This window comes from Streptomyces sp. NPDC018026 (assembly GCF_044327745.1).
GTDB lineage: Bacteria > Actinomycetota > Actinomycetes > Streptomycetales > Streptomycetaceae > Streptomyces > Streptomyces rubrogriseus.
On sequence record NZ_JBIRFY010000007.1, the window covers coordinates 390,466 to 408,524 of the forward strand.

General features: G+C 73.4%; 15 protein-coding genes and 1 pseudogene. 7 read left to right on the plus strand and 9 right to left on the minus strand.

All coding sequences use genetic code 11. The features are described 5' to 3' along the window. Positions 1-139: 139 nt before the first annotated feature. Positions 140-1,216, plus strand: coding sequence for a DUF3533 domain-containing protein (locus tag ACH4D3_RS23840; protein ID WP_398325179.1), 1,077 nt, complete (start codon positions 140-142; stop codon positions 1,214-1,216). Between the two features lie 139 nt (positions 1,217-1,355). Here the strand turns inward: ACH4D3_RS23840 and ACH4D3_RS23845 are convergent, their stop codons facing one another. After that, on the minus strand, positions 1,356-2,438 hold the full coding sequence (locus tag ACH4D3_RS23845; protein WP_398325181.1) for a S1 family peptidase: 1,083 nt from the start codon (positions 2,436-2,438) through the stop codon (positions 1,356-1,358). 269 nt (positions 2,439-2,707) lie between these two features. Here ACH4D3_RS23845 and ACH4D3_RS23850 point away from each other — a divergent pair, with 269 nt between their 5' ends. From ACH4D3_RS23850 to ACH4D3_RS23865, 4 genes are read left to right on the plus strand one after another with little or no spacing between them, the layout of a single operon-like run. Continuing rightward, positions 2,708-3,628 carry an ABC transporter ATP-binding protein gene (locus ACH4D3_RS23850; protein WP_398325184.1) on the plus strand — a complete coding sequence of 307 codons (921 nt, stop codon included), beginning with the start codon at positions 2,708-2,710 and terminating at the stop codon, positions 3,626-3,628. Then, positions 3,625-4,344 carry an ABC transporter permease gene (locus ACH4D3_RS23855; protein ID WP_398325187.1) on the plus strand — a complete coding sequence of 240 codons (720 nt, stop codon included), beginning with the start codon at positions 3,625-3,627 and terminating at the stop codon, positions 4,342-4,344. Before ACH4D3_RS23850 ends, ACH4D3_RS23855 begins: the two co-directional genes overlap by 4 nt. Continuing rightward, on the plus strand, positions 4,341-5,555 hold the full coding sequence (locus ACH4D3_RS23860; protein ID WP_398325190.1) for a sensor histidine kinase: 1,215 nt from the start codon (positions 4,341-4,343) through the stop codon (positions 5,553-5,555). Before ACH4D3_RS23855 ends, ACH4D3_RS23860 begins: the two co-directional genes overlap by 4 nt. Further along, positions 5,552-6,217 (plus strand): response regulator, encoded by a 666-nt coding sequence (locus ACH4D3_RS23865; protein WP_398325193.1) that lies wholly within the window; start codon positions 5,552-5,554, stop codon positions 6,215-6,217. The genes ACH4D3_RS23860 and ACH4D3_RS23865 overlap by 4 nt, the downstream gene beginning before the upstream one ends. Before the next feature lie 57 nt (positions 6,218-6,274). Here the strand turns inward: ACH4D3_RS23865 and ACH4D3_RS23870 are convergent, their stop codons facing one another. The 6 genes and pseudogenes from ACH4D3_RS23870 to ACH4D3_RS23895 all read right to left on the minus strand — a co-directional run bounded on the left by ACH4D3_RS23870 (position 6,275) and on the right by ACH4D3_RS23895 (position 12,600). Next, on the minus strand, positions 6,275-7,177 hold the full coding sequence (locus ACH4D3_RS23870) for a S1 family peptidase (RefSeq protein ID WP_398325196.1): 903 nt from the start codon (positions 7,175-7,177) through the stop codon (positions 6,275-6,277). A 207-nt stretch (positions 7,178-7,384) separates the two neighbouring features. Continuing rightward, on the minus strand, positions 7,385-8,218 hold the full coding sequence (locus ACH4D3_RS23875) for a DUF1684 domain-containing protein (protein WP_398325199.1): 834 nt from the start codon (positions 8,216-8,218) through the stop codon (positions 7,385-7,387). Between the two features lie 3 nt (positions 8,219-8,221). Beyond that, positions 8,222-9,502, minus strand: a complete 1,281-nt coding sequence (locus ACH4D3_RS23880; RefSeq protein WP_398325349.1) for an NtaA/DmoA family FMN-dependent monooxygenase — start codon at positions 9,500-9,502, stop codon at positions 8,222-8,224. Positions 9,503-9,546: 44 nt separating this feature from the next. After that, a complete protein-coding gene (locus ACH4D3_RS23885; protein WP_398325202.1) occupies positions 9,547-10,626 on the minus strand; it encodes an LLM class flavin-dependent oxidoreductase in 1,080 nt (359 codons plus the stop codon). Between the two features lie 108 nt (positions 10,627-10,734). Beyond that, positions 10,735-10,973 (minus strand): annotated as a pseudogene (locus ACH4D3_RS23890) (amino acid ABC transporter permease); the annotation flags it as partial. A gap of 430 nt (positions 10,974-11,403) precedes the next feature. After that, complete coding sequence (locus tag ACH4D3_RS23895) at positions 11,404-12,600, minus strand: DUF5685 family protein (protein WP_398325205.1); 1,197 nt, start codon at positions 12,598-12,600, stop codon at positions 11,404-11,406. A 289-nt stretch (positions 12,601-12,889) separates the two neighbouring features. Between ACH4D3_RS23895 and sepF the strand changes: the two genes are divergently transcribed. Then, positions 12,890-13,330: a cell division protein SepF gene (sepF, locus tag ACH4D3_RS23900; protein ID WP_387067327.1), complete on the plus strand. Its 441-nt coding sequence runs from the start codon at positions 12,890-12,892 to the stop codon at positions 13,328-13,330. Between the two features lie 41 nt (positions 13,331-13,371). Here sepF and ACH4D3_RS23905 read toward each other — a convergent pair whose 3' ends face one another. Both ACH4D3_RS23905 and ACH4D3_RS23910 read right to left on the minus strand, forming a co-directional pair. After that, positions 13,372-14,565 (minus strand): acyl-CoA dehydrogenase family protein, encoded by a 1,194-nt coding sequence (locus ACH4D3_RS23905; RefSeq protein ID WP_398325208.1) that lies wholly within the window; start codon positions 14,563-14,565, stop codon positions 13,372-13,374. Positions 14,566-14,986: 421 nt separating this feature from the next. After that, positions 14,987-16,591 (minus strand): MFS transporter, encoded by a 1,605-nt coding sequence (locus ACH4D3_RS23910; RefSeq protein ID WP_398325211.1) that lies wholly within the window; start codon positions 16,589-16,591, stop codon positions 14,987-14,989. Positions 16,592-16,850: 259 nt separating this feature from the next. Between ACH4D3_RS23910 and ACH4D3_RS23915 the strand changes: the two genes are divergently transcribed. Beyond that, a complete protein-coding gene (locus tag ACH4D3_RS23915; RefSeq protein WP_398325214.1) occupies positions 16,851-18,041 on the plus strand; it encodes a glycosyltransferase family 39 protein in 1,191 nt (396 codons plus the stop codon). Positions 18,042-18,059: the final 18 nt, after the last annotated feature.

Below are 18,059 nucleotides of genomic sequence, written 5' to 3' on the forward strand. Positions count from 1 at the left end.
CATGTGGACCCGAACGCCATTATCGAACGTCTGTTCCCAACTACCCCACCCACCATACCCCCATCCTCGAATGTGTGTACGACATCCGTTCGGCCCCGCCCCACCTGCGCAAACGCCCTCCGACCCGGACTGTGGGGACATGTCACACACACCGGGCCCCCGCACGCGAAACGGCACGCGAAGCGGCTCCTTCCTCGGTGAGGTGAGGGACGCCGTCACCCCGCGGGCCACCCTGCTCGTGCTCGGCGTGATCGCGCTTCAGCTGCTGTTCATCGCCTCCTACGTGGGGGCGCTGCACGACCCGCGGCCCAAGGACGTGCCCTTCGGGGTGGTCGCGCCCGGGGCGGCCGCCGGGCAGACGGTGGACCGGCTGGAAGGACTGCCCGGCTCCCCGCTGGACCCGCGCACGGTGGCCGACGAGGCGGCCGCCCGGCGGCAGATCATGAACCGGGAGATCGACGGCGCCCTGGTCCTGGACCCCGGCGGCGGGCAGGACACCCTGCTGGTCGCCTCCGGCGGCGGCACCGTCCTCGCCACCACCCTCGAAGGCATCGCCGGCAAGGCGGAGCAGGCCGAGGGGCGCGCGGTGCGGGTGGTCGACGTGGCCCCGGCCTCCCGCCACGACTTCGACGGGCTGTCGTCCTTCTACCTGGTCGTGGGCTGGTGCGTCGGCGGCTACCTGTGCGCCTCGATCCTGGCGATCAGCACCGGCGCCCGGCCGGCCAACCCGCGCCGGGCGGCGATCCGGCTCATCGTGATGGCCCTGGTCGCGATCGTCGGCGGGCTCGGCGGCGCGGTGATCATCGGGCCGGTCCTGGGCGCGCTGCCCGGCGGCGTGCTGGACCTGTGGGGGCTCGGCGCGCTGATCACCTTCGCGGTGGGCGCCGCCACGCTGGCCCTCCAGGGCGTCTTCGGGATCGTCGGCATCGGTCTGGCGATCCTGCTGGTGGTGATCGCGGGCAACCCGAGCGCGGGCGGCGCCTTCCCGCTGCCGCTGCTCCCGCCGTTCTGGAAGGCGATCGGTCCGACGCTGCCACCGGGCGCCGGCACCTGGGCGGCCCGCTCGATCGCCTACTTCAAGGGGAACGACGTGACCGCCTCCCTGCTGGTGCTGTGGGCGTGGGCGGTGGCGGGGACGGTGATCACGATGCTGGCGGCCGTGCTGCCGCGCCGGGGGCGGCCGGAGACGGACCTGCCCGCGTCACCGGCCCCCTGACCGTCGACCGTCGTACGCGCGCGTGAGTCCCGCCCGGACACGCGGGAGCCCCGGCCGGACACGCGGGAGCCCCCGCCGGACACGCGGAAGTCCCGCCCCTCGCGCGCGGGACGGGACTTCACTGGTGTGCGGGTACTGCTCAGCCGATCTGCGTACCGGTGGCCGACAGTGCCTCCGTCACCGGCTGGAAGAAGGTCTCGCCGCCCGAGGTGCAGTCGCCGCTGCCGCCGGAGGTGAGGCCGATGGCCTGGTCGCCCGAGAAGAGCGAGCCGCCGCTGTCGCCGGGCTCGGCGCAGACGTCGGTCTGGATCAGGCCGTTGACGATGTCGCCGTTGCCGTAGTTCACGGTGGCGTCCAGGCCGGTCACCGTCCCGTCGTGCACCTGGGTGGTGGAACCGCTGCGGGTCACCTCCATGCCGACGGTGGCCTCGGCGGCGCCCGAGATGGCCTGCGAGGAGCCGTCGTAGAGGTTCACCTCGCTCGGGTGGTCCACGTCGGCGGTGTACTTGACCAGGCCGTAGTCGTTGTCCGGGAAGCTGGACGCCGCGTTCTCGCCGATGACGTTCCCGGAGGAGTCCGACCAGGTCGAGATGGACTCGGTGCAGTGGCCGGCGGTGATGAAGTACGGCTCGCCGCCCTTGGTCACGTTGAAGCCGAGCGAGCAGCGCCCGCCGCCTCCGGTGATGGCGTCGCCGCCCGAGACGAAGGGCTTGTACTCGCCCTTGGTCCGCTTGAGCTCGGCCTTGGCGCCCAGTCCGTCGACCACCTTGGTCAGCTTGGCCAGTTCGGCCTCGGAGACCGTGCGGTCGGCGGTGACGACGACCTTGTTGGTGGTCGGGTCGGTCGCCCAGGACGTGCCGGGGATGGTCGCGTCCTTCGTGAGGGCGGTGCGCGCGCTCTTCAGGTCGGCGAGCGAGTTCTCGACGACTCTGGCCTCGGCGCCGGCCTCCTCGACGGTCTGCGCGGCGCTCTGGTCGAGCACGTTGACGACGAGGCTCTTGGCCTGCGCGTCGTAGTACGTGCCCGCCGCGTCGGCGCCGAGGTCGCCGAGCAGCGTCGAGGCGAGCTTTCCGGCCGCCGTGACCGACAGGGTCTCGGGCGCGGCGGTCTCCGGGGACTCGCTGGCGTTCGCGGTCTGGAAGGTGACTCCGGCCGCGACCAGTGCGGTGATTCCCGCACCTACCACGGCGACCCGCCGCCTGGGTATGCGTCGGTGCTTCAACTCACGTCCTCCTGTGGGGGGTCGGTCCGCGAGGTTGTGGGGACCCCGTGAACCGGAAGGCTGGTTGACGAGCGTTAACTCTTCCGATTCCACAGGCCGTACACAAGGTCGACTCCAGGACGTGCGCACGACAACTCCAGTGCGGTCACAGGGCCTTCACCTCTTCCTCGCGAGAGCGGGGAGGCGGCGGTGGCCTCCCCCTCTGGTGGGAGTCCGGGTTTCGACCGTGGGTGGAAGACCGGGAGACCGGCACGCCGGAGGCTTCGGGCATGACTTCTTCACGAGGCGCCGGGGACCCGGCGGCCATCAGGGCCGAAGGGCTGACCAAGCGTTACGGCCGCAGAACGGCGGTCGACGACCTGTCGTTCACCGTCCGAACCGGGAGGGTGACGGGGTTCTTCGGCCCGAACGGGGCGGGGAAGACCACCGCCCTCAAAGCGGTCGTCGGACTGGCCCGGCCGACGGCGGGCCGGGCGTTCGTACGGGGCACGCCGGTCGCCGCCCTCAGGCCCGACGCCCGGATGCTCGGCGTGCACATCGAACCCTGCGGGGCCCATCCCGGCCGTACCGGCGGGGCGCACCTGCGCTCGCTGGCCGCACTGGCCGGACTGCCCCGCCGCCGGGTCGGCGAGGTACTGGAACTCGTCGGCCTGGCGGAGGCGGCCCGGGGCCGGGTCGGGAAGTACTCGATGGGCATGCGGCAGCGGCTCGGGCTCGCCGCGGCGCTCCTGGGCGATCCGGAGATCCTGGTGCTGGACGAGCCGGTGAACGGCCTGGACCCGCAGGGCATCCGCTGGTTGCGCACGCTGCTGCGGGAGCGGGCCGCGAAGGGGGGCACGGTCCTGCTGTCCAGCCACATGCTGGGCGAGGCGGCCCAGACCGTCGACGACGTGGTCATGATCAACCGGGGGCGGCTGGTCCACGAAGGCGCGATCCGGGACCTCGAACGGTCCGGGCAGAGCGTGGTCGCGGTGCGCACCGCCGAGGCCGGGCGCCTGTCGGAGCTGGTGACCGCGGCCGGTGGCCGCACGAAGGCCGACGACGGAGGCGGGCTGCTGGTCGAGGGGCTCGACGTCACGGAGGTGGCGCGGCTGGCCCACCGCGACGGCGTCCTGCTGGAGGAGATCACCGAGCGGACCGCGTCGCTGGAGGACGCGTTCTTCGGCCTCACGGGAGGGGCGGACCGGTGAGCCATCTGCTGCGCGGCGAACTGATCAAGACCGTGACCACCCGGACCGTCCTGGGCTTCGCGGTGGGCGCGGCCGCGTTCGCCGCTCTCAACGCCCTGGTGGTCGCGGCGTGGTCGGGCACGCTGGACGAGGTGCCCGAGAAGGAGGAGGCCCTGTCGGCGATGCCGGTCCTGCTCCTGCTCTGGGGGCTGGTCGGTGCGGCCGGTGAGTACCGGCACCGGACGGCCGCACCGGCGGCACTGGTGGGCCGCCGTGGCCGCGGGACCGTGCTGTCGGCGAGAATCGCCGCCTACGCGCTGACCGGGCTCCTGCTCGGCGCGCTGACGACCGCGGTGTCGGTCGGGCTCGCGCTGCCGCTGCTGAGTGACCAGCCGGGTCCCGGCCTCACCTCGGGAGACGTCGGTGCCGTCGTGGCGGGCAACCTGGTGGCGTTCGTCCTGTCCGCGATCCTGGGTGCCGCCCTCGGCGCCCTGATCCGTAGCCCGGTCCTGGGAGTGGTCGTCCTGCTGGTCGTGAACTTCGCCGTGGTCCCGCTGCTGTCCGGCGTCTGGGAAGCGGGCGTCAACCTCACGCCGTTCGGCGCGGCCGGGATCCTGAGCCGGATGACGCACCACACGACCCTGTCGGTGGTCGCGGCCGGATGGGTGCTGGCCGCGTGGACGGTCGCGGTCACGCTGGTCGCGGTCGTGGTCGAGCGACGGCGCGATCTGGCGTGACCGGCCTCTTCGGGCGGGCCCGGGCGGCGTACGGCCTGCTGGTCGCGCGCCGCTCGGCGCTGTTCGACCTCGTGCTGGCGGCGATCACGACCGGGGTGGAGATCGGGCAGCTCTTCGACGGCGGCACCCCGGTCGTCGTGATCCCGGCCGACGCGATCCCGGTCGGCGTGATCCCGGTCGTGGTGACGGTGCTCGTCGGCTCCGTACTGCTCTTCCGCCGACGCGCCCCCCTGACCGTGCTCGTCACGGCCTGTGCGGGCGCCGCGGTGCTCGTGCCGCTGGGCTACTCGCCGGGCGGGGCGCCCGTCGTGGTCGCCCTCGCCTCGCTCGCCGACCTGCGTGACCGGAGGGTGTCGGTGGCGGCGCTCGTGCCGACGGCGCTGTTCCTGCTGCTGGCGAGCATCTCCTCGCTGCCCGTCCCGATCGGCGCCTGGGCCGTCGGCTCGTACCTCCAGACCCGGCGGCGCTACACCCGGGCGCTGGAGGACCGCGCGGCCACCCTGGAACGCGAGCGCGAGCAGCTCGACCAGATCGCGGCACAGCGGGAACGCACCTCCATCGCCCGCGAACTCCACGACATCGTCGCCCACTCGGTCACCGTCATGCTGATCGGTGTGCGCGGCGCCCGGGACGTCCTGCCGACCGACCCCCGGGTCGCGGCCGAGACCCTGGAACGGGTCGAGGTCAACGCGGAGCAGAGCCTGGCCGAACTCCGCCGGATCCTCGGCCTGCTGCGCACGCCGGACAACGGCGCGCAGTGGCGGCCGCAGCCCTCGCTGGGCCAGCTCCCCGAGCTGGTCTCCGGATACCGGACCGCCGGGATGCCCGTACGGCTGGAGTTCACCGGCGAGGCCCGGCCGCTGGCCGACGGCCTCGAACTGTCGGCCTACCGAATCGTCGAGGAGGCACTGACCAACGTGCTCAAACACACCGACCCCACCCGGGTCACGGTGACGCTCCACTACGGCCGGACGCGGTTGGACGTCACGGTCGAGGACGACGGCGGCGGAGACGGAGGTGGGGGCGGCAGCGGAGGTGGGGGTGGCGGCGGAGACGGCGGCGGTCCGGTCCCGTCGGGCGCCGGGCACGGCATCCGCGGGATGCGGGAACGGGCGGCGGTGACGGGCGGCAGCCTGGACGCCCGCCGCACCGCCGGTGGTTTCGTGGTGGCCGCGCGGCTCCCGGTCGGGGATGCCGGGGGCGCGGCATGACCATCCGCCTGCTGATCGTCGACGACCAGGAGCTGATCCGTATCGGCTTCCGGCTGTTCCTGCAGACCCAGAACGACCTGGAGGTCGTCGGCGAGGCCGCCGACGGCCACGAGGCGCTCGACCGGGCCGCCGAGCTGCGTCCTGACGTGGTCCTGATGGACATCCGGATGCCCCGCATGGACGGTGTCGAGGCCACCTCCCGGCTGACCGCCTCCGGCTCCTCGCCCCGGGTGCTGATCCTCACCACCTACGACCTGGACGACTACGTCTTCGGCGCACTGCGGGCGGGCGCGTCGGGTTTCCTGCTGAAGGACGCCTCGCGCGAGCGGCTGCTGGAGGCGATCCGTGTCGTCCACGCCGGTGAGGCCCTGCTGTCGCCGTCGATCACCCGCAGGCTGATCGAGGACTACGCCACCCGCGCCGCACCGGTCCGGCCGCGGGAGGCGGTGCTGGCCGGGCTGACCCCGCGGGAACGGGAGATCCTCCTCCTGGTGGCCAGGGGCCTGTCGAACCCGGAGATCGCCGCCTGCCTGGTCGTGACCGAGGCGACGGTGAAGAGCCACGTCGGCAGCATGTTCGCCAAGCTCCATCTGCGGGACCGCGCCCAAGCCGTGGTGTTCGCCTACGAGAACGCCATCGTCCTCCCCGGCGGCCCGGGCTGAGCCCCCGCACACCGTCGCCGCGGTGTACGGGGGCTCGTCGCGCTGCCGGCCGCGCTCCTAGTAGACGCTGACGCCGTAGGCGCTCAGGGCCTCCGTCACCGGCTGGAAGAACGTCGTACCGCCGGAGGAGCAGTTGCCGCTGCCGCCGGAGGTCAGACCGTACGCGGTGCCGTTGCTGCCGTAGAGCGAGCCGCCGGAGTCGCCGGGCTCGGCGCAGACCGTGGTCTGGATCAGCCCGCCGACGATGTCGCCGCCGCCGTAGTTGACGGTGGCGTTCAGGGCGGTGACCCGGCCGCTGTGGGTGCCGGTGGTGGAGCCGTCACGGATGACGGTGGTCCCCACGCTCGGGGTGGCGGCGCGGGTGATGTCCACGCCGTTGGCGGTGCCGGGCCGGGAGACGGACCCGGTGTACTGCACGATGCCGTAGTCGTTGCCCGGGAAGCTGGAGCCCGCCGTCTGCCCGATGACGGTGCCGCCGGAGCTGGCCCGCCAGGCGCCGGCGCCGTCGGTGCAGTGACCGGCGGTCAGGAAGTACTCGGCGCCGCTGCTGGTGCGGACGTTGAAGCCGAGGGAGCAGCGCCAGCTGCTCGCGTAGATGGCGTCGCCGCCCTGGATGAGTTTGTTGAACTTGCCGGGGGTGCGCTTGATCGTGAGCGCGCCGGCCTTGTCGCCGGCCTGCTCCTTGATCTTCGCTATCTCGGCCTGGGAGACGGTGCTGTCGACGGTGAGCAGCACCCGGCCGGACTCGCTGTCGACGGCCCAGGCGGTGCCCGGGACGTCGGCCTCGAGCACCGCGCTGCCGGCACTGCTCAGCTCGGCGGCGCTGAAGGTGGCCGGGGTGGGTGCCGCGTTCGCGCTGGGGATCGCGACGGCGGCCGCGGCCACGAGGCCGGTGGACACGGCGATCAGCCGGGTCCGTCTCGTGATGCCGCTGCGGGGGGTAGTGCGCTTGATCCTCACTTTTCGTTCCTCCACAGGGGAAGTCGGGGGCCCCTCTCGTGGGGGTGGGGGCCCGTGAGGCGCAGCCAGGGGCGGACCTCCGGGTTCCGAATACGTCGTGCCCCTGACAAGCGCTGAGGTTGGAGTATTCGGCCGAACGTCCGGTCGGCGCAAGAGCGCCTTTCGGCCGTCAAGCTTTGAACGACCTTTACCAACCCCCCGCCGGACTCAGCGCAGTTCGCGCTCCCCCGCCTCGACGCGGGCCCCGAGCGTGTTCCCCGGCGGCGGGAAGGGACAGACGAAGTGGTCGGCGAACGCGCACGGCGGCAGCAGCGCACGGTTGAGGTCGACCGTCGTGCGCCCCTCGGCGTCCGGTGCGGCCGGGCGCAGGAACCGGAAGCGGTAACTGGTGCTCCCGCTGGTCGCGTCGGCGAAGACGGCCCACAGGGAACCGTCGTCCTCGACGCCCACCTGGAGGGTGTGCCCCCGTCCGGCCAGCTCGAAGGCCAGCTCCCCGCCGAGCGCCAGCCCGCGCTCCCGGCCGTCCGCGTTCGGCACCCGCACGCTGCGCCGCCCGGTGTCGTACGGGGTGAAACGGCCCGGCACCGACCAGCGCGGGTCGTACGGCGTGGCCGCGATGCCGCGGAACTCCCGCCGTGCGGGGGCGGCCGGGTCGAAGTCGCGGACACCCCACAGCCCCTCGCGGACCAGCACGACCAGCCGCCGCTCGCCGCGGGCCACCCGGGCCGCGTCCGCCGGTCCCCGGTCGGCCGTGAGCCGTGCCTCGCCGTCCAGGGGCCGCCCGCCGACGGTGAGCCCGTCCGCGCGGCCGGCCGTCAGCAGCACCGCGTCGCCGTCCGCCGTCCACCGGCCGGGGATGTCCGGAAGTTGCCCGTCCGGATGATCCTCCAGCCAGTGCGTGCCGGTCAGCGCGAGCGGCCCGTAGGGCGCCGAGACCGTGGCGACGCGCTGCTCGTGCCACCGCTTCCACGCGTCGGACGCGTCGCCGGGTGCGCGGTCGGATGCCTTGTCCGGTGTGTCGCCGGGTGAGCCCTTCGTCATGGCTCAAGCCTTCCACACCGGGTCGGACAGACCGAGGTGGGAACGCAGGGTGGTGCCCTCGTACGCGGTACGGAACGCGCCGCGCTCCTGCAGCAACGGGACCACCCGGTCCACGAACTCGTCCAGCCCGCCCGGGGTCAGATGCGGTACGAGGACGAAGCCGTCGGCGGCGTCCCGCCCCACGAACTCGGTCAGTTCGGCGGCCACCTGCTCGGGCGTGCCGACGAAGGACTGCCGGGCGCCCGCCGCGATCACGGTCTGCCGGATGGACAGTCCCCGCTCCTGCGCCAGCGCCCGCCACTTCTCGGCGGTCGCGACGCTGTCGCCCTGCCGGGTCCGCCCCTGGCCGAGCTGCGGGTCGGCCACCGGATCGACGTCGGGCAGCGGCCCGTCGGGGTCGTACGCGGACAGGTCGACGCCCCAGATCCGCTCCAGCGTGAGCAGCGCCGTCTGCGGCGAGACCTGCTGCCACCGGATCTCCTCGGCCCGCTCCCGCGCCTCGGTGGCGGTGTCCCCGAGGACGACGGTGACGCCGGGCATGATCTTGAGATCGCCGGGGCTCCGGCCGTACGTCGCCAGGCGGCGTTTGACGTCGGCGTAGAAGGCGCGGCCCGCGTCCAGGGTGCCGTGCCGGGTGAAGATCACGTCCGCCGACGAGGCGGCGAACTCCCGGCCCTCGTCGGAGTCGCCCGCCTGGATCACCACCGGGTGCCCCTGCGGGGAGCGGGGCAGGGTGAACTCGCCCGCGATGTCGAAGTGCCGCCCGTGGTGGGCGAAGGGGCGGGGGGTGCCGTCCGGGGCCCAGGAGTCCCACAGCTCCCGTGCCGTGGCCACGAACTCGGCGGCGCGGGTGTACCGCTCGGCGCGGTCCAGGTGGCCGCCGCGCCGGAAGTTCTCGCCGGTGAAGGCGTCGGAGGAGGTCACCACGTTCCAGGCCGCCCGGCCGCCGCTGAGGTGGTCCAGGGTGGCGAGCCGGCGGGCGAGTTCGTAGGGCTCGTTGAAGGTGGCGTTGACCGTGGCGGCGAGGCCGAGGCGGTCGGTGACGGCGGCGAGCGCGTTGAGCACGGTCAGGGACTCGGGGCGGCCGACCACGTCCAGGTCGTGGATGCGGCCCTTGTGCTCGCGCAGCCGCAGTCCCCCGGCGAGGAAGAAGAAGTCGAACAGGCCGCGTTCGGCGGTGCGGGCGAGGTGCTCGAAGGAGGCGAAGTCGATCTGCGAGCCCGAGCGCGGATCGGCCCAGACGGTGGTGTTGTTGACCCCGGGGAAGTGCGCGGCGAGGTGCATCGGCTTCGGCCGCGCCGGTTCCGGCTGCCTCGGTTTCGGTCCGGTCATGACGCTCCCCGCGCGACGGTGTACTGGTTGGCGGGCCGGGCCAGGCCCAGGTGGTCCCGGAGCGTGCTGCCCGGGTAGAAGGTGCGGAACAGGCCCCGGTGCTGGAGCACGGACACCGTGCCGTTGACGAGGCGTTCCAGGTCCCGGCGCGGCTCGACGGGGGTGAGGTGGAAGCCGTCGACGGTGCCGTCCCGGTGCCAGGAGACGATCAGTTCGGCCAGGTCGACGGGGCCGCCGCGGTACAGCGGGCCGTGCGGGGTGGCGCGGGGGCCGCCCCCGCCGTGCCCCGGTTCGGCCGCGTACTCGCCGTCGCCGAGGTCGACGTCCAGGGCGGCGAGGACCCGCAGCCCGTCCGGGTCACGGCCGTACGCCTCGGCGGACGCCCGCAGTTCGGCCCGCGCGGCGGCGGCCCGGGCGGGGAGCGCGGTGCGCACGAGGGCCACGTCGGCGTACCGGGCGGCGACCGCCCGTGCGGCCCGGCCGGTGGCGTCGACCACGCGCACGGGGTGCCCCTGCGGGGGCCGCGGCACGATCGAGGGGCCCTTGACGGAGAAGGCGGCGCCGGTGAAGTCGACGTGGTGGAGCTTGTCCCGGTCGACGAAGCGGCCGGTGGCCGCGTCCCGGATCTCGGCGTCGTCCTCCCAGCTGTCCCACAGGCGCGCCGCCACGTCGGCGACCTCGCCGGCCTCCTGCCAGAGCACGTCGGCGGGTGCCGCGGGCCGACGGCCGAAGAGGCGGGCCTCGCCCTCGGTGGTGGACACCTCGATCCGCCAGCCGGCCCGGCCTCGGCTGACCCAGTCCAGGGTCGCCACGGCCGCCTGGACGTGGAAGGGCTCGGTGTGGGTGGTGGTGACGGTGGGGACCAGGCCGACGCGCCGCGTGGCGGGCGCCAGCCGGGACAGGACGGCGAGCGCGTCCGGACCGGGACGGGCGAGGCTGTCGCCCAGGGTCACGAAGTCGAGCGCGCCGCGTTCGGCGAGCCGGGCGGCCGACACGTACGCGTCGGCGTCGTACACCGACCGCCGGTCCAGTGCGGCGGCCAGGTGCAGCCGCCGCCTGCCGTGGGAGGAGGTCATGCGGGGTCATCCCTTTCTGCCTGGGCCGAGGGCCCCGTCGTCACAGGACCTTGGAGAGGAACGCCCGGGTGCGCCCGTGCCGCGGGCGGTCCAGTACGTCGCCGGGCCGCCGATGTTGAACCACAGCGGCAGCTGCACCGGGATCGGTATCGACCGGAACAGCCAGACGTAGCCCCGGCTCACGGCGCGCAGCACGGAGTTGCCGGCGAGGGCGAGGCGAGGAGGACGAGGACGATCGCGGCGGCCGTCCACTGGCCGGGGTGGCGTTGCGGGACGATCCGCGGGAGATCCGTCCCGTCCGGGGAGTCCGGTGGGGCGGCGGACTTGGCGAGGGTGTCGGAGGACATGCGAAGGCTCCGTGACATCACGTCAGTCGGACACGGTGGGTGGTGCCTTCACACGGTCGAGCCCCTCAGCACGGCCGTCCGCCGAGAGTACGGGGCTGTTTCCGTCCGCTGTCAAGGCCGTCCACACTGTGAGCCGCGCGTCTCGGTCCGTTGACGCGGAAGCGGATGCCTGTTCCACTTGGCCCATGCATCCACAGCAGTGGCTGGTCACGCGCTCCCACATCGACTTCGGTCGAGTGTGGTCCTGTTCCTGTTGAGCCGACCCCCCTGCCTGCCCTGATCGTCTGATCCCGTCGGGGCCCTCCCAGGTTCGACCTGCCGTCGACCCGCCTTCACACGCGCACGCACGCCCCTCCCCTCGCGCCGCCCCATGCCTTCGCTCTCAGGAGACCACTGACGATGCGTACGCCCACGCGTGCCCAGCCTCGCCTCAGCAGCTGCACCCGCAGTCGCAGCCGTCACAGCCGCAGTCGCACCCGTCGTCGCCGCAGCAGTTGCTGCAGCAGTCACAGCAGTCGCAGCAGTTGCCGCAGTCGCACTGGGAGCAGAGCCCTTCCCTGCGCTGCCCGCTCCAGGGGTCGTTGAAGGTGCCGCAGCACATCTGGCACGTGCAGGCCAGCCCGAGCCACACGGCACAGCCGGCGAGCGGCCCGCGCCGGTCGCGGCGCGGCGGCTCCGGGGGCGTCGGCCCGCCGGGGCCGCCGGGAGCACCCGGGGTGCCGGGCGCGCCGGGAGGGGCGTACGGATGGCTGCCGTGGGCGCACGAGACGGTGCCGAACGCGCGGTCCACGGAACTGCCCAGCTCGTGCACGAGCAGCCGGTGCACCAGCCGCCCGTCGGTGAACTCGGCCTCCCGCAGGGCCAGCCGCACCCCGTGCACGGCGTCGTCGGCGAGCCGCCGGGCCTCGGTGAGCGGCGTCCCGGTGGCGGTGAGCGGGTTCCAGGCGCCGGACGCGGCGTCGGCCTCCCGGTCCTCCACTGCGTCCAGGAGGTGGGCGAGCCGGCCGAAGAGCCGCCCGGCCTCGGCGAGCGGCACGGCGTTGTGCGGCCGCCCGGCGAGGTGCGCGGTGTGCGCGAAGGCGGCGGCGGTCGCGGTCTCGGTCGGCTCGGTGACGGTGAGCAGCGGAGTTCCGAACCCGGCGAGCGCCTCGATGCCGCCCTGCCGGTCCACGGCGTCGACCAGTACGGCGGTGTCGAATCCGACGGCGCTGCCGCCGCGCGCCCCGGCCGCGTCCCAGCCGGTGGCGATCCGGCGGGCGGCGAGCGCCACCGGACGGCGGGCCAGCAGGCCGTCCCCGTCGGCGACGTGGTCGCGCACCTTGGCCGAGGCCAGCACCAGGGAGACGGCCGCCGCGAGCCGGGCCCCCTCGCCGTGCGCGACGGAAGCGGTGCGCATCCCGCGCAGCGGGCAGGGCCCGGCGGTGCGCCGTCCGGCGCCCGCGCCGCCCCGCTCGGCCTGAGCCTCCGTCAAAACCGATATGAGCAGCCCGTCATAGTTCGTCACGATCCGCGCGAACTGTCCGTGATCCTTGCGCAGTGCGAGGCACAACCCGCACAAATGAGCCATCCACTGGCTCGTGAGGCTCTCTCCGAGCCTGTGCCTGCACGGCCTGACGATTCCGAACACGACGCTCCCCCGTGGTTGGTACGACGCTGAGCTGCGGCATCGTACCGACCGCCGCCATCACCCGTACGCACCCGTCCTCACCCGTGTGCCGCGAAGAATCATATTTCACTCACAGTCAGCAGCCGTTTGGGAAACGACCCTTGGGACACAAGGACTCTCGACGTATCCGCTGTGCACCAGTACCGTCACAAACCCCCCGGGCGGCGTCTATCCACTTGGCGCGACGTCCGCATCATGGATGACCATAGGGATGCGGAAGCACGAAAGACAGCTGTGAGAGGAGGCGTCCATGGGATCGGTACGCAAGGCGAGTGCGTGGCTCGGCCTCGTCGACGACAACAACGATGACGAGCGTTACTACGACGACGACTACTCCGAGGGCACCGAGCCCGGGGACGCCTGGGTCACGGACCCGCGGGTCAAGGTGGCTTCGGACGTGGCCGAGGAGAAGGGCCGCCGCATCGCGACGGTCACCCCGGACAGCTTCCGGGACGCACGGGCCATCGGTGAGCTGTTCCGGGACGGGGTCCCGGTCATCGTGAACCTGACGGCCATGGAGGGCACCGACGCCAAGCGCGTGGTCGACTTCGCGGCCGGGCTCATCTTCGGCCTGCGCGGTTCGATCGAGCGGGTGTCCACCCGGGTGTTCCTGCTGAGCCCGGCCGACACCCAGGTCATCAGCGGCGAGTCCGCCGCGCACCGCTCCGACGGTTTCTTCAACCAGAGCTGAGGCGGGGCCGCAGACCACGGCCCCGCCCCACCCCCGGCCTCCTACCGGAAGGCGTCGAGTCCGGTGAGCGCCTTGCCCAGCACCAGCTGGTGCATCTCGACGGTGCCCTCGTAGGTGAGCACCGATTCCAGGTTCGTCGCGTGCCGCATCACGGGGTATTCGAGGGAGATCCCGTTGGCGCCGAGGATCGTACGGGCCGTACGGCAGATGTCGATGGCCTCGCGTACGTTGTTGAGCTTGCCGAAGCTGACCTGCTCGGGACGCAGGCGGCCGGCGTCCATGCGCCGCCCGAGGTGGTGGGCGAGCAGGATCCCCTTGTGCAGTTCGACCGCCATGTCGGCGAGCTTGGCCTGGGTCAGCTGGAAGCCTCCGATGGGCCGCCCGAACTGCTCCCGCGACTTCGCGTACTCCACGGCCGCCTCGAAGGAGCTGCGGGCCGCGCCCATCGAACCCCAGACGATGCCGTAACGGGCGTGCGAGAGACAGCTGAGCGGGCCGCGCAGCCCGGTCACCTCCGGCAGCACGGCGTCGGCGGGCAGCCGCACGTCGTCGAGCACCAGCTCGCTGGTGACGCTGGCCCGCAGGGACCACTTGTGCTTGATCTCGGGCGCGGAGAATCCGGCGGTGCCGGTCGGCACGACGAACCCGCGGATACCCTCCTCCGTCTGCGCCCAGACGACGGCCACACCGGCCACCGAGCCGTTGGTGATCCACATCTTGCGCCCGTTGAGCACCCAGTCGCCACCGGCGTCCCGCTTGGCGCGGGTGCGCATGTTGGCCGGGTCGGACCCGTGGTCGGGCTCGGTCAGCCCGAAGCACCCGATGACCTCACCGCCGGCCATCCGCGGCAGCCACTCCTGCTTCTGCTCCTCGCTCCCGAAGCGGTGGATGGCGTACATGGCGAGGGAGCCCTGCACGGAGACCAGGGAGCGGATGCCGGAGTCGGCCGCCTCCAGCTCCAGACAGGCGAGCCCGTACTGGACGGCGGACGCACCGGCGCAGCCGTACCCCTCGAGCGACATGCCGAGCGCGCCGATGCCCCCGAGCTCACGAGCGAGCTCCCGGATCCCGGGCAGCTCACCCTTCTCGTACCAGTCCGCGACGTACGGCAGCACGCGGTCCGCGGCCCAGCTCCGCACCGTGTCCCGGACGGCGAGGTCCTCCGGCTCCAGCAGGTCGTCGATGCCGAGGGGGTCGGCGGGGTCGAACGCGGGCAACTTCGGGGACGCGGCCATGGGGACACCCTTCGGGACTCTTAAAACTAGCGCCGCTAGTCACGGCTGTCGTTGCCGACGTTACGATGCGGCGCTCCGCACGTCCACCATGCCCGTCTCCCACCCACGCACCACCCGTTCACCGCCGGGACCAAGACGGACGTCGCCCGCGGGGGTGACCCGCCATCGGCGGCTTGCGGTGGGGGGTGGGCAGCTCGCGGCAGGCGGGGCGGCAGTTCTCGGGGCGCTGTGCGCGAGCCCGTGGTGCCGCGGCTCTGGGAGCGGACCCATGACGGGCGGCAGCCGCCGACGCTCCTCGGCCACCCACGGGAAACGTCCACCCCGCTCCCGACGGTGAACGGGTGGTGCGTGGGTGGGAGACCCACGAAAACGGCCCGCAGCCGCCGCCGCTCCTCAGCCACCCACAGGCGACACCACCCGCTCAGACCGAGACGCGGGACTGGGACTCCACCGCGTCCCGCGGCGCGGGCACGGAAACCTCCTCGCACTGCATCACCCGCGGCAGCCGCAACGCCATCACCGCCCCCAGCAGCAACAACCCCGCACTCACCACCAACGTCACATGCAGCCCGTGCACAAACGCATCCCCCGCGGCCCGCCGCAACGCAACCCCCGCAGGCCCCCCAAGCTGCGCAGCAACCTCGTACGCCTCCCCCAGCGAATGCCCCGCCGCCACCGACGCCGCCCCCGGCACCCCCGGCACGCCCCCCGTCAGCCCGGGCGCGTACGCCGCGTTCATCACACTGCCCAGCAGCGCGATGCCGATCCCGGCGCCCAGCTGGTACGACGTCTCCCCGATCGCCGCCGCACCCCCCGACTGCTCCTGCGGCGCCTCGCTCAGCATCGACTCGTACGCCCCGAACAGCGTCGTCTCCAGACCGAAGCCGAGCAGCACGAACCCGGTCAGCAGCAGCGCGCAGTTGTCGGCCCGGCCCATCGCCGTGAGCAGCAGCACCGCGAAGGCCGTCAGACAGAACCCCGCGCACACCATCCGCCGCGGCCCGAAGCGCCGCAGCAGCCGCGCACCCGCGAGCCCCGCCGCCATCGCCGCGAAGGTCAGCGGCAACAGCCGCAGCCCGGTCTCCAGCGGGGACAGACCGAGCACCAGCTGCAGGTACTGCGCGGCGATCAGCTCGAGCCCCACCAGCGCCAGCATGGCCAGCACGATGCACCCCACCGACGTACTGAACGCCGGCCGCCGGAACATCGCGAGGTCCACCAGCGGATACGTACGCCGCCGCTGCCGCCGTACGAAGCCCGCCAGCAGCGCCGCGCCCAGCACCAGCGGCAGCACGGTGAGCAGGCTCGCCACCGGCTCCCCGCCGCCCAGCCGCTTCACGCCCAGGACGACCCCGAACAGACCGCCCGCCGCCATCAGCGCGCCGGCCACGTCCCAGGGCCCGCGGCCGTCGCCCTTCGACTCGGGCAGCAGCAGCCGCCCCACCGGAAGGCTGACCAGCATCAGCGGGATGTTGACGAGGAAGACCGAACCCCACCAGAAGTGCTCCAGCAGGAACCCGCCGAGCAGCGGGCCGACCGCCGCGCCGACCGCGGCCACGGCGCTCCAGATCCCGATGGCCAGCGCCCGCTCCCGCCGGTCGGGGAAGACCTGCCGCAGGATCGACAGCGTCGCGGGCATGATCATGGCACCGCCGACGCCGAGCAGCGCGCGGGCCGCGATCAGCACCTGGGCGGTGTCGGCGAGGGCCGCGAGCGCGGAGGCGACGCCGAAGAGGGCGTAACCGAGCAGCAGGACCCGTCTGCGGCCCACCCGGTCGCCCAGCGTGCCGAAGAGGATCAGCAGCGAGGCGCAGACGAGCGGGTAGACGTCGACGATCCAGAGCAGCTCGATGGCGCCGGGCCGGAGGTCCTCGGTGACGGCGGGGACCGCCACGTGCAGCACGGTCGCGTCCACGGCGACGAGCAGCAGGCTGACGCAGAGGACGACCAGGACCACCCAGCGGTTGGCACCGGCCCCGGCCGCCCGACGGCGTGGCGCGGCGGCAGCCGTGGTCGTCCCGGACATGCACGTACCTCCAAGATGTTCCCTCGCGTCCGGCGGGCCGTGGGGTGGGGACTCCCCTGCGGCTCGGCCGGAGAGGAGCGGGGGGCTCCGGGCCGTGCAACGGAACGCGAGTGACTCGCCAGAGTACGCGAGACCGGGCACCGCACACGTGTCGGGTCTCACACATCCCGCGTCACCCGTGTGGCGTGTGCCACTGCGGCCACCGTGCCGCCCGCCCCGGCGGGACGCCCGCCCCCGCGGCCGACGGATAATCGGGCCCGTGACCGATCTTGAAACGCGCGACGCGGCCCGCCGGGGCGCCCCGGGTCCGTCCGGTGCCCTGCGCCGGGCCGCCCCGGCGCTCCTCGGCTACGCGGCCGTGCGCGCGCTGGGCCTGCTCGCCCTGGCCCTGTGGAGTGCCGCGCGCGACAAGAACGCGTACACGCTGCTGACGGCCCGCTGGGACTCCCTCTGGTACACCAGGGTCGCCGAACTGGGGTACGGCTACGAGGTGCGGCTGCCCAATGGCGACGTGCACTCCAACCTGGCGTTCTTCCCGCTGCTGCCCTGGCTGGAGCGGCTCGGCGCGACGGTGACGCCCCTGTCGTACGCCGACGCGGGGTTCGTCGTCTCCCTGCTCGCCTCGCTCGCCGCGGCCTGGGGGATCTTCGCGGTGGCGGAGCACGTCTACGACCGCCGCGTCGGCGTGTGCGCGGTGCTGCTGTGGGCCGTACTGCCGGTCGGCGTCGTGCAGTCGATGGCCTACAGCGAGTCGCTGTTCACGGCGCTGGCCGCCTGGTCGCTGTACGCGGTGCTGACCGGGCGCTGGGTGACGGCCGGGACACTGGCCGCGCTGGCCGGGCTGACCCGCCCGGTGGGGCTCGCCGTGACGGCGGCGGTGTGGGCGGCCGCGATCACCGCGTTCGCGCGGAGCCGCCGCGAGGGCTGCGTGCCCGGCGCGGGCGGCACTCCGGGCGCGCGGCGCGTGCTCGGCATGCTGCTCGCACCGCTGGGGGCGGCCGGTTACGTCCTGTGGGTGGGCCACCGCACCGGCAAGGGCCCGCTCGGCTATCTCGACGTACAGGCCGGCTGGCGCAACGGCTTCGACGGCGGCGCGGCCTTCGCCCGGTTCGTCGCCGCCAAGTTCACGTCGTTCCCGGCGGCCCTGGCGGGCGTCGGGCTGATCGTCGGGGTCGCGCTCCTGGTCTGGCTGTACGTGGTGTGCGTACGGCAGCGCCAGCCGCTCCCGCTGCTGGTGTACGCGGGGCTCGTCACCCTGCTCGCCCTGTGCGCGTCGAGCTACTTCGGCTCGAAGCCCCGGCTGCTGCTGCCCGCGTTCCCGCTGCTGTTCCCCCTGGCCGTGGGCCTGGCCCGGCTGCGCACCGCCAGGTCGGCGCCGGTGGTGTGCGGTGTCGCGGTGGCGGCGGCGGTGTACGGGGCGTTCTGGCTGAACGGCTCCGGCCCGCCCTGACCGGCCCGCCCCGGCCGA